Origin of the sequence: Nonomuraea sp. JJY05, from assembly GCF_043496855.1 — a bacterium.
In the GTDB taxonomy this organism is placed as follows: Bacteria; Actinomycetota; Actinomycetes; order Streptosporangiales; family Streptosporangiaceae; genus Nonomuraea.
In genome coordinates this window covers 98,508-108,734 of sequence record NZ_JBIEIS010000044.1, presented here as the reverse complement: position 1 = coordinate 108,734, position 10,227 = coordinate 98,508, and the positions used below count along the sequence as shown (strand labels likewise).

9 protein-coding genes and 2 pseudogenes are annotated in these 10,227 nt (G+C 65.9%); 6 read left to right on the top strand and 5 right to left on the bottom strand.

Features of this window, described 5'->3' with window-relative positions; translation table 11 throughout:
* Window positions 1-563: 563 nt before the first annotated feature.
* The gene (locus ACFKCF_RS47905) at window positions 564-731 is read left to right on the top strand and encodes a hypothetical protein (protein WP_394502139.1); all 168 of its coding nucleotides are present in this window, start codon (window positions 564-566) and stop codon (window positions 729-731) included.
* On the opposite strand, the gene ACFKCF_RS47900 is transcribed toward ACFKCF_RS47905, so the two are convergent.
* Together ACFKCF_RS47900 and ACFKCF_RS47895 are read right to left on the bottom strand one after the other, a co-directional pair.
* The gene (locus tag ACFKCF_RS47900; RefSeq protein ID WP_394502137.1) at window positions 686-1,399 is read right to left on the bottom strand and encodes a hypothetical protein; all 714 of its coding nucleotides are present in this window, start codon (window positions 1,397-1,399) and stop codon (window positions 686-688) included. The two genes, ACFKCF_RS47905 and ACFKCF_RS47900, sit on opposite strands and share 46 nt — an antisense overlap.
* 197 nt (window positions 1,400-1,596) lie before the next feature.
* Window positions 1,597-2,787 carry an MFS transporter gene (locus ACFKCF_RS47895; protein WP_394502136.1) on the bottom strand — a complete coding sequence of 397 codons (1,191 nt, stop codon included), beginning with the start codon at window positions 2,785-2,787 and terminating at the stop codon, window positions 1,597-1,599.
* An 85-nt stretch (window positions 2,788-2,872) separates the two neighbouring features.
* Between ACFKCF_RS47895 and ACFKCF_RS47890 the strand changes: the two genes are divergently transcribed.
* Complete coding sequence (locus tag ACFKCF_RS47890) at window positions 2,873-3,478, top strand: TetR/AcrR family transcriptional regulator (protein ID WP_394502134.1); 606 nt, start codon at window positions 2,873-2,875, stop codon at window positions 3,476-3,478.
* Window positions 3,479-3,670: 192 nt separating this feature from the next.
* A pseudogene (locus tag ACFKCF_RS47885) lies at window positions 3,671-3,961 on the top strand (hypothetical protein); the annotation flags it as partial.
* On the opposite strand, the gene ACFKCF_RS47880 reads toward ACFKCF_RS47885, so the two are convergent.
* The 3 genes and pseudogenes from ACFKCF_RS47880 to ACFKCF_RS47870 form a co-directional block, all read right to left on the bottom strand.
* A complete protein-coding gene (locus ACFKCF_RS47880) occupies window positions 3,945-4,973 on the bottom strand; it encodes a hypothetical protein (RefSeq protein ID WP_387564581.1) in 1,029 nt (342 codons plus the stop codon). The pseudogene ACFKCF_RS47885 and the gene ACFKCF_RS47880 overlap by 17 nt on opposite strands.
* A 168-nt stretch (window positions 4,974-5,141) precedes the next feature.
* The gene (locus tag ACFKCF_RS47875) at window positions 5,142-6,548 is read right to left on the bottom strand and encodes a hypothetical protein (protein WP_394502132.1); all 1,407 of its coding nucleotides are present in this window, start codon (window positions 6,546-6,548) and stop codon (window positions 5,142-5,144) included.
* Window positions 6,549-7,603: 1,055 nt separating this feature from the next.
* Window positions 7,604-7,783 (bottom strand): annotated as a pseudogene (locus ACFKCF_RS47870) (hypothetical protein); the annotation flags it as partial.
* A 167-nt stretch (window positions 7,784-7,950) separates the two neighbouring features.
* Between ACFKCF_RS47870 and ACFKCF_RS47865 the strand changes: the two are divergent.
* The 3 genes from ACFKCF_RS47865 (at window position 7,951) to ACFKCF_RS47855 (ending at window position 10,212) form a co-directional block, all read left to right on the top strand.
* Window positions 7,951-8,424, top strand: coding sequence for a SigE family RNA polymerase sigma factor (locus tag ACFKCF_RS47865; protein WP_394502131.1), 474 nt, complete (start codon window positions 7,951-7,953; stop codon window positions 8,422-8,424).
* The gene (locus ACFKCF_RS47860; protein WP_394502129.1) at window positions 8,421-9,584 is read left to right on the top strand and encodes a hypothetical protein; all 1,164 of its coding nucleotides are present in this window, start codon (window positions 8,421-8,423) and stop codon (window positions 9,582-9,584) included. The genes ACFKCF_RS47865 and ACFKCF_RS47860 overlap by 4 nt, the downstream gene beginning before the upstream one ends.
* Before the next feature lie 283 nt (window positions 9,585-9,867).
* The gene (locus ACFKCF_RS47855; protein WP_394502150.1) at window positions 9,868-10,212 is read left to right on the top strand and encodes a Tn3 family transposase; all 345 of its coding nucleotides are present in this window, start codon (window positions 9,868-9,870) and stop codon (window positions 10,210-10,212) included.
* Window positions 10,213-10,227 lie beyond the last annotated feature (15 nt).

The window sequence follows — 10,227 nt, the reverse complement described above, 5'->3', positions numbered from 1 at the left end:
CAACACCCGCAGGAGACATTCCACCCTGGGCTATCTGAGCCCGATGGACTACGAGCAGCAAACCATCGATAAGGTGCTGCTCGCCGCATGACAATCGGTGTCCACACCTCGGGGTGAGCCCCCCAGCCCGGCTGTGGACGGGCAGGTCCAGGCTGCCTCATCACCGAACGGCGCGGTGTAATGCCAGGCGTGCGCACGACAGATCGTGCGCGGCCCGCCATCCGGCCATTTGCCCCGGCACCGGCTCATAGGCGTTGCTACCGCGCCGGCTGGGCAGGCGTCGGCCTTCTCCCGGCGCAACGCCCAGACCTCTGGATCGGGCCCGGTCACCATCTGGTGCACTACCCCGTCTCCGCTGGACGGTTCGTGAACCTCGTCGCGTTCGCCCGGCGGGGGACTATACCGTCGAGTCGCGGCCCACCCGATGTCCCCTTCTTCGCGCGGGGGGGCTCAGGCCGTCGAGGACGCCGCCGTCCTCGCCCGCTGCCTGGCCCGACGACCTCGACGATCCGGCTCGGGCCCTGCGGCGTTACGAGACGCTGCGGATCCCCCGGACCAGCCGGTTGCAGGACGTCAGCCACGCCAGGTCCCACGTCAACCACCTGCCCGACGGGCCGGAACAACAGGCCCGCGACAAGTCCTTCGCCGACGCGGACCCCTTGGTGGCCAACGGCTGGATCTACGCCTACGATCCCGAGGACGCACCGGCGCAGACCGCTGACACCCGATGACCTCCTCTCCTCGCAAGGACAAGCCGATGCGGTTCGACCACCTCCCGCTCCGCCGCCGAGGCGATGGAGGCGGGTTGCGGGCCGGTTCCCTCGTAGGCGGCGATCCAGGAGTCGTGGAGCCACATCTGGGTTCCTCGGCGTCCCCGACTGGAGTCCCAGGTGATGTCGCGCTCATAGGTCAGCACGGTCTCGTCGGGGCCGAGGATGACCCAGGTATAGAGGCCGTTGTCGTGATGCATCTTCACTTTCATCCCGGAGATCGTCTCGGTGGTGCCATCGGGCCGGGTCACGGTCTCATCGTGTTGCGCGACCCAGTTGACGCTGAGCCCTTCGGCATGGTCGGGCGCCACCTGCCGCAGGAAGCGCAGAGCGATCTCCTCGGCGCGACGTGCGTGGAGGAGCGGGCCGTGATTGCCGTTCTGGAGGCGGGTGAATCCCAGAATCGTGCCATCGGCGTCGAGGACGAGGCTGGTGTGGGGGCTGCCGAGGCGGTAACCGTCGGGCTGGTGGCGGATCACGGTGACATCGCGATCGTCGTGCCGTTCCTCGCGCACCCTGACGATCTCCCACCCGCGGGGGATGCGGAGACCGGTACCGTTCAGCGCATCGGCCTCCAGGCGTCGGGCGCCGTTGACGCCGGCGGTCGGAGGTTCGGTGGCGGGCGACATGGTGATCTCCTGTCGGCCGGTCCTGGGCTCGGCGGCTGTCGGCGGGATCTCGCGGGTGGTCGCGGTGTAGGCCGCTCCGGAGGTGGCGAGGACCGCAACGGCGACCCCGGAAAGGACGACGGAATTCAGACGAGGCATGACACAACTCCTCACGTGGCGATACGGGCGTGTACTCGGCGGCAAACGACATGGGATGGTCACGGTCGCTGGCGGCCCCTCAGGGCACAGGCCGCATAGACGACGGCGCCTGCGGCGACGTACAACCCGGACAAAACGCCGAGCGCGCCGCCAAAACCTCTCGGTAGCTCGATGGCATAGGAGCCCAGACCGGCTCCAAGGAAAAGGACGAACCCGTTGACGGCCATCCCGACGCCTCGCGCGGGATGCGCGGCTTCGCCCCACAGAGTGATCATCGTGGGGACGAGGACAGCGACGCCGGCTACAAAGATGACACTGGCGGCGAGGAGGCCTGTGAGTGCGTCGGCCAGCACGGATTCGGCTGCCAGGCCCGCGGCCGCGAGGATGAAGCCGGTCAGTGCGGTACGTGCCGAACCGAGGCGTGCCGCCAGTGGCCCGGCGAGCAGAGAGCAGAGCATCGACGGCAGGGCGGCCGTGCGGACGAGCATGATCTCGGTGGCGGAAAGACCGGCCGAGGTCAGATGCGTGCCGAGCAGGTTGTACATTCCGACGAAACCGCCCAGCACGACCAGATGTCCGAGCGCGAGGAGCAGGGAACGGGGCCGGAGGGCGAGCCGGAGGAGACCGGCGTAGCGTGCCGGAAGAGGCTGGTGGAGCCGGTTGGCCTCGGGTTCGCGGATGATGACGAAGGCCGCGAGGGTGAGGGCGGCGAGCAGGATGCCGCCGATGGAAAAGGTCCCGCGCCAGCCTGCGGCGGTGGCGATGGCGGTGGCGGCCAGTTGTCCGAGGATTCCCGCGGCGAGGAAGGCTACCGAGATGGCGCCGATCGCGGTGGCACGCCGCGGAGGGGGCAGCGCCTCCCCGAGGTACGCCAGGGCGGTCGGCGCAAACGTGGCAGCCGCCAAGCCCTGTATGGCTCGCAAGACGGCCAGGGCCCCCGTCGAGGGGGCGAGGCTCACCGCGAGCGTCGCGATCGTAAGAGCCGCGAGGCCGGAGACGAGAATGCGCCGGCGGCCGTAGTGATCCGACAACGGCCCGTAGATCAGGAACCCTAGTGCGTAGGCGAATGAGTATCCGGCGGCCAGCGCGGTGGTTACGTCGGAGGAGCCGAAATCGTCGGCCACGAGCTGGTGAAGCGGGATGGCCGCGTAGAGCTGAACGAGTACGACGAGCGCGGTGCCGACGAGCAGGGGGACGCTGCCTGGCCGCACGGCTATGGGGCGTTGCGGCAAGTTCATGATGCTGGGCAAACTCCAACTCCAACGTTTGGGTTGGATATTACGCTAACGCTCCATCGGGAGATTTGCAACGCAAGCGTTGGATATGCTGTCGGACATGGCCTGGAACACCGCCGAGACCAAACGCAGACTCAAGGAGTCGGCGGTCGCCGAGTTCGCCGCGCATGGCATCGGTGGCACCACCATGGAGCGCATCGCCCGCCGGGCGGGGATCAACAAGGAACGCCTGTACACCTATTTCGGCGACAAATCCCAGCTCTTCGCCACAGTGCTCGCGGACGAGCTGAACAAGGTCGCGGCGGCCGTTCCGCTGGACAGCCTGGACGGACCGGAAGCCGTCGCCGCGTACGCCGCCGCGGTGTACGACTACCACGCAGAGCACCCCGAGCTGACCCGGCTGCTGCTGTGGGAGGGCCTGCTCGATCTCCCGGAAGTGCCCGACGAGGATTCCCGCACCGATTACTACCGCACCAAGGTCGCGGCTTTCACCCGAGCCCAGCAGGCGAACCTGATCAGCGACGACGTACCGGGCGCCGACCTCGCCTTCCTCATCCTGGCCCTCGCGGGCTGGTGGTACGCGGTTCCGCAGATGGCCCGCATGATGCATGCCGACGATCCGGCGACTCCGGGCACGGCCAGGGCAGCGCTCATGCGCGCCGCCACGAAGCTGGCCACGCCGGCGGCCGCGGAACGTACGCGTTGAAGCAGATCCTGGACGTGCCGCTGGGCACGGCACGACGCCACCTGCGCGTCCAGGCCGCCCGAGCTGTCACTGGAGCAGGCCAGCCGATTGGGCACGGCACCGAACACCCTGACACCATCTCGCCTGCTGGGCAGGGAAGGCGGGGAACACGGCCCTGTGGACCACGTCCCCCTCCCACGCGGAGGTGACGGCCGGGCCCGCGTCGACGCCCGCGTCCGCTACCTGACCGACAACGCCGAACACCTGCGCGACGACCAAGCGCTCGAAGCGGGATGGCCGATCGCGACCGGCGTGATCGAAGGCGCCTGCCGCCACCTGATCACCGACCGATTCGACCTCGCCGGAGCACGCTGGGGCCTGACCGGCGCCGAAGCGGGGTTGAAACTCCGCGCTGACCGCGTGATCGTTTGGGCCACTGAGCAAGAGTTACACCGATGGAGGATCACGCTCCCACCTGCGGACAACGTCAAGCCCACTCGGTGACGCGGAAGACCGAGAGCATGTCGTTCCGACGAGGATCCGCCTGGTCGTTGTACGGGTAGAAGGAAGCCTCGACGCCGACCCAGCCACGCCACCTGGCTTCGTCATCGATGATCTGCAGCAACGGGTAGACATGGGAGTTGCCCTTGTAGCACTGGCTGCCCTTCGCCAGGCAGCTGCACCAGTGCCAGTGCGTGTCACGGCGGTCCTTGCTGGTCACCTGCTGAATGTAGTTCTGCAGGCTTTGGTCCTTGTCGTACGGCGCCGCGCACTTGCAGTTGCTCGTCGATGCGGTCTTGTAGGTCAGGCACCAGGTCGTGTCGGTGCATCGAATGTACTGGCCCATGTTCCAGGTCCTGTCGACGTACGCGATGCTCCCCTTGGTCGCGCGGTGATAGGTCATGGTCAGCGGCGCGTCATGCCCGAGCACCGCCTCCATCGGCCGCCGCACGGTCAATCCGGCGTTGCTGCCGTAGCCGTAACCGTGGGTGAATTTGCGGGCGTACTTGAACGTCAGGCGCGCGTACGTACCGTCAGGCGCGGTTTCGACCCACCATTCCTCGGTGCGCCACGCGGTCTGGTCCCAGGCGATGTTGACGTATTGACGTCCGGAAGCGTCGGCGTGCATCGTGAAGGATCCCGCCCTGACCTCTGTCGCGGGGGTGAGAAACCCGTTGGCGGTCTTGATGTCGCACGGCCTTACGGTGGTCGACGTGCCGGAGCACTTTCCCCCAGGAACGGTGCCCGTGCCGACGCGCGCGGCCGGTGCGGTCTGGCTCCAGGCCCAGGTGTCGCTACGGACCCGGCCGTTGGAGGTGAATGTGTAGGTGCCCAGGCGCACCCAGTTGCTTCCGGACGCTTCGTGAAGTGATCCGAAGGAGACGACGTAGTTCGTCTTCTCTCCAGGAAGTGCGGCGGCGCTTGCCGGACTTGCCGGGCCGAACAGCGCCGCTACCAGTAACAGCACGCAGCCGATGTAGCGAATCATAAGCTTGGTTCCCTTGGTGACGATCATCGAGGCGGGAACTGTATCGTCCGGCGGTATAACGAAGGTATGCCGATATCGACGGTGTGCGTCGGACGGGCCCATGGCGCGGGCGCGCCCCGCCAGCCTGAGGGAGCGGCGGCCGCGCCGCTCACGTGCTCCATCACCGCGGCGTAGTCCTCCGGCTCGAGTTCGGATTCACCCGGTGGCATACAGCTTGGCGATGCGCGCACCGAGGTCGGCGCCGTAGTTCTCGTGGTAGACCTGGGCGGAGCAATAGACCGCGCCGCCCTGGCGGGCCAGGGTAGGCGTCCAGACGGTGGCGTTTTCCACGCCCGGGTCGCTCATCGCCAGGCCAGTGAGCGCGATGTCGTCCACGCTGACGTCGATGAAGTAGTCGCTCACGCCCCTGCGCTCGTACAGGCGCCATTGCAGCGTCGCGCTCGTCGCCCCGCTCAGTTTGGCCGTGAGGTCGACCGTCGCCTTCACCCAGGTGTCCGCCGCGTCGGCGGCGACGTCCTGCTCCCAGATCACCTTGCCGTTGAGCAGGAGCTGCTTGACGTGGTATCCAGCCGGATGCTTCGGCCCGCGGGCGTCGCGGTGCCAAAAGCTCACCACCCGCGTGGTCGCCCCTGAGGTCAGGACGATTCTCCGCGTCGCGCCACACGACATGCCTGCCTTGGTGGCTGTCTGCTTCTGGACGACGAAGCTCAGCCGCCCGTCGCCCGTGCGGGCCAGGTTGTCGGCCGCGGGGCGCGTCCATGCCTGGTCGCGGGAGACGAACGGAAGTTTGTACTGCAGGACCCCGGCGAGTTCACCGCTACGGACGTGCTCGACCCCCTTCTTGGTGACCGCCTCGACGTAGGACACCGTCGGCTTCTGGGCGGCGTGGCTCAGCGGGTACGCGTAGGGCATCAGGTAGACCTCGGTGCCGGGCAGCCGCTTGGCGAGCTGCTGCACCTGGTACGACACGCTCCACGACCAGGAGGTGTCCCGGTACGGCTCGTCACGGAAGGGAAAGACCACGCCGTCCACCAGCGGGATCTGCTCGGCGATGAACGCGTCAGTGAACTGGACGTAGTAGACGGTCGGGACGAACTTGAGCGCGGGGCTGATCGCCTTGGCCACCGACCGCATCTGCCCGACGTAGGCGGGGGTGAACGTCTTGAGATCGTAGGCGTAGTCGTCCACCGTCCAGCCGGCCAGGTTCGGGTGATCTTTGGCGAGGGTGGCGACCTCGCGAGACCAGGCAACGTAGTCGTGCCCGAACGGCCGGGACACGCAGCAGCTTTCCTGGCTCGGCGAGTACACCAGCACCCAGACGTCGATCCCGGCGGCGGCCGCCGCGGGCAGGAACTCATCCCGCAGGTCGGTCCAGTGCACGTTGTCACCGGCCATCGGATAGACGTAGGTGTTCGCGTTGAGTGCTTCCAGCCCCGCGATGATCGCCTTGGTGTCCACGTGCCTGATCCCGTCGGCGCGCGGCTGCTCTTCACGCATGAGGTTGCCCGCCGTGCCCAGCGCGCCCGGAACCATGGCGTGGGACACGCCGGAAATCATCGACAGCAACACGGCGAAGACGGTCACGAGCGCGAGACGGATCACGTTAGTTCCTTCGGACATGATCAGGTACAGGCCCGTCACCGTAGCGAGCTCCGGTATGTCGCCGGTATATCCCAGGTGAAGCCGATCAGGTGGGGTAGCCGTCGTTGTACAGGTCCTTGAGCCCGTCGGGCGGCAGCACCCGACAGGGGGAAGCTCAGTCTCAGCCGGCCGAGGTGTCGCTCGGCTCGTCGGGAAGGAACCGGCCATCTCGGACAGGGCCAGGCTGCCGATGTGTCCGGCCTCCGCGGGGTGAGGCACCAGTCCTCGTAAGCCGGCAGGTCCGGGACGACGGTGCCGTACACGATCAGGTCGTAACCATCGAAGATGACGGTGAGGCAGCAGATCGGCAGGACCCAGGGCGAACCTCCTGTCGAGCCCTCACTCGCCCGCGGCACTATACCTACCAACTCCACATTATTGCGATCCAGAATACGAGAACCTTATTGCGCTTATCGGATGGCTCTCGAGAGAGGGCTCACTGAGATGCCGACGCATCCGACCTTGGGGATGTACGCAAAGCATGCATAATCAATATTCCCCCCGTATTCACCCGAAGTTCTCGCGGCAGGATTCGGGCCACGGCGATAATGCTTGGTGGAAGCGCTTTTGTGAATTCACAAAGCACGTACGAATTTGGAGATCTATATGAAGAAGTCCCTGGCGCTCGCGGGCGTGAGCGCCATCCTGGCGGCCGGTCTCCTCGCGACCGCACCCGCTCACGCGGCAACGGCAAACGCTACTTCTGTCAGCGCGATGTCGCCCTTCCGTTACTACGACACCTTCTACGGGCCGAATCCTTGGTGGTCATGCTCTCAGCGCGGAAATCTCGGGCTGCAGAGAGGTGAATGGTATGACTATGACTGCAGGCCTGGCACTAGCTGGGTGGATCTCTATATCCAGGTAAGTCCCTACTAGCCCAGCGAGCGAGCAGATCCCTCTACGGATCCAGCGATTCTCCGGACGGATGCTTTCCCAATGTCGGCCTCGGCAGTGCCTCCGCGATGACCCAATGCCGGAGGCACTGCCAGGCCAGGCGCTCGGCGCGGGCGGCCGTCTCAGAGGGCGTCTGAAGAGCGTAGTTTGTGGTTGTTTGCCGGTTGCGCGTCTCGCCAGGTTGGGGTGGTTTCGCCTGTTATGTGTCGGGTGAGGTTGTCGATGGAGGCCAGGCGGATCATGGCCGCGGCATGGTCGGGCCGTGTCTCGTAGTCGCGGGCGAGCCGGCGGTGGAGCGTGAGCCTTTGCTGGACCAGCTTCTCAGCAAATGTGACTTCCGTCTCATAAGGCAACCTGGACAGCGAGTATGCATGGAAGAGGTATGCGATTCGCGATTCAACGAGCGGTGGAAGAACCAGCACCATCGCCACAGGGAGCGCCGCCTGCTGCGGCCATGGATGAGGCTGTCGTGGCCGAACTGTTCCTGACTCAACGGCTGGGCCTGGTCCGGTTGGCGTTCTTGCTGGTGGGCGATCAGGAAACGGCCGAGGACATCGTCCAGGACGCCTTCGCAGCGCTGCACCGCCGGTGGAGCCGGTTGACCCACCATGATCGAGTCCTTCCCTACCTACGGGCGAGTGTCCTGAACGGATGCCGCATGGTTCACCGGCGCCGGTCCATCATGAGCAGGTTCACCGGCGAGCGGCAGACGCCATTTCGGTCGGCGGAGGCTGCCACGCTGCTCGGAGAGACACGCCGGGAGGTGTCCGAGGCAGTACGCGCCTTACCCCGCCGCCAGCGAGAAGCCGTGGTATTGCGTTACTACCTCGACCTGTCCGAGGCAGAAATCGCCGAAGCCATGGGAATCAGCCGTGGCACAGTGAAATCGACCGTCTTTCGAGCCCTGAAGGCACTCACCGTCAAACTGGAGGGAAAGCGATGACGTCATGGCTCGAAGATCAGCTCCGGGATGCCCTCACCGCCGACGCCGAACAGGTTCGCCCGGAAACCTTGCGCCCTGCCGAACAGGCGGCGCGAACGAAGAGCATTCCCACGCGCCGGTTCGCCCTGGCGGTTCCGCTCGCGGCCGCGCTCGTCGTCGTGGTCATCGGCACAGTCGCCGCCATGGTGGCCGGAACAGGAGGCACGACTCCAACCAGGCCCGCAACGCAAACCCTGGGTGGTCCGCGTTTCCTGCTGATCGCCGGCAATGACGGCGTGACGGTCCACGACGCCCGTACCGGGAAGGTCGCGAGCCGACTCGGGCTGCCTCCGACCCCGGAGGGAAGCTTCCGGGAGCCCGGTGGTTACCTGCTCGCGGGCGCCGGCGACGGCGAGACCTTCTATATCGCCCAGAGTGTGAAGTCCCGCGAGACACAGGTAAGCAGCACGAGGTTCTACCGAGCTCGGGTCGATGAACAAGGCAAACCAGCCGAGTTGGTTCCCGACGTGATCCCAAAGGTGATCGGTACAACAGCGAGCTCCCTCGCCGTTACCGGTGACGGCACTCGACTTGCCTACAGTCTCGACGGCAAGGTGTGCGGTCAAGGGAAAACGTTGCGCTTCTGCCCCGGGGCCCAGCTCACGGTCGTCGATCTGCCCACGGGAACGACACGAACATGGACGACCAACGCAGGACAGATCCAGAGCCTTTCCTGGGCGGCCGATCGCCGCACGCTCGGTCTCATGGTCAAATCTGAGGCTCGGGTTCTGGACACGACCGCCTCCGGCACCACCCTCGCAGCCAGCCAGGTCATAGCTCCAGGAGACGACGCCACCACCTCGACGATCAACCCGGACGGACGCAGCATGCTGATCGGCCACACCCAACTGTCCGACGGTCGGCAACCGCATCGCTACACCATAGACGAGTACTCCATCCGAGACGGACGCAAGATTCGCACCCTGTTGAGCAGAAGCCACGACGGCAACAGCATCGCGCGCTGGAACCTGATCCGTTACGACGGCACCGGGAACCATCTGCTGCTCGCGGGGAACTTCGATCCACTGAGCAGGGTCGACGACGGACGGGTCACGTCCTTGATCCCCCTCGGATCTCCTGATGTCCTGGGATTCCTACCAGAGATCCATGCGGCCTGGTAACCAGCCCTTGACGGTGGGGGTCGGGGACAATGCCTTGGCTCGATCCTCGCCCCCGCCTGTGAGACGAGCGACAAGGAATAGTGCGCATAAGCCTTACGGCGACTCCGCAGCTGCCAGAGAGCGCCGACGTCGCTCCAGGAGGAAACAGACGATGATTGGGCCGATACTCGCGGCAGCCACTGTCCATACGATCGTCTTTCCTATGGCCTCGACCGCCTCATTCCTGCCAGGCGAGAGCACGACCATCTGTACGGCGGCGCCGACCGTGGCTCCGTGACGGGACCTGCAGCATGAGACCGAGTCCGGGCTGAACCTGGTGGAGAACTACAACGGGGTCAACGACTACATCCGGTTCGGTAAGCGCGGGGAGCCGGCCTCAAATAGGCGCGAGGAGCAGGAGGTGGCGATGCTCTGCTTGATGATCTTGCAGAGTAGCCTCGGCTACATCAATACCCTGATGATTCAAGACTGCCTTGCTGAGCCGGAGTGGGCGGAGGTGCTCACCGACGTCGACCGCCGCGGATTGACTCCGCTGCTCACCACGAACATGACGCCGTACGGGACGGTGCAGTTGCGCCGCGACCGGCGGCTGGACCTGACCGGGCCACCGCCTCCTCCGGAGGTATGAAGAGGCTCGGAGACT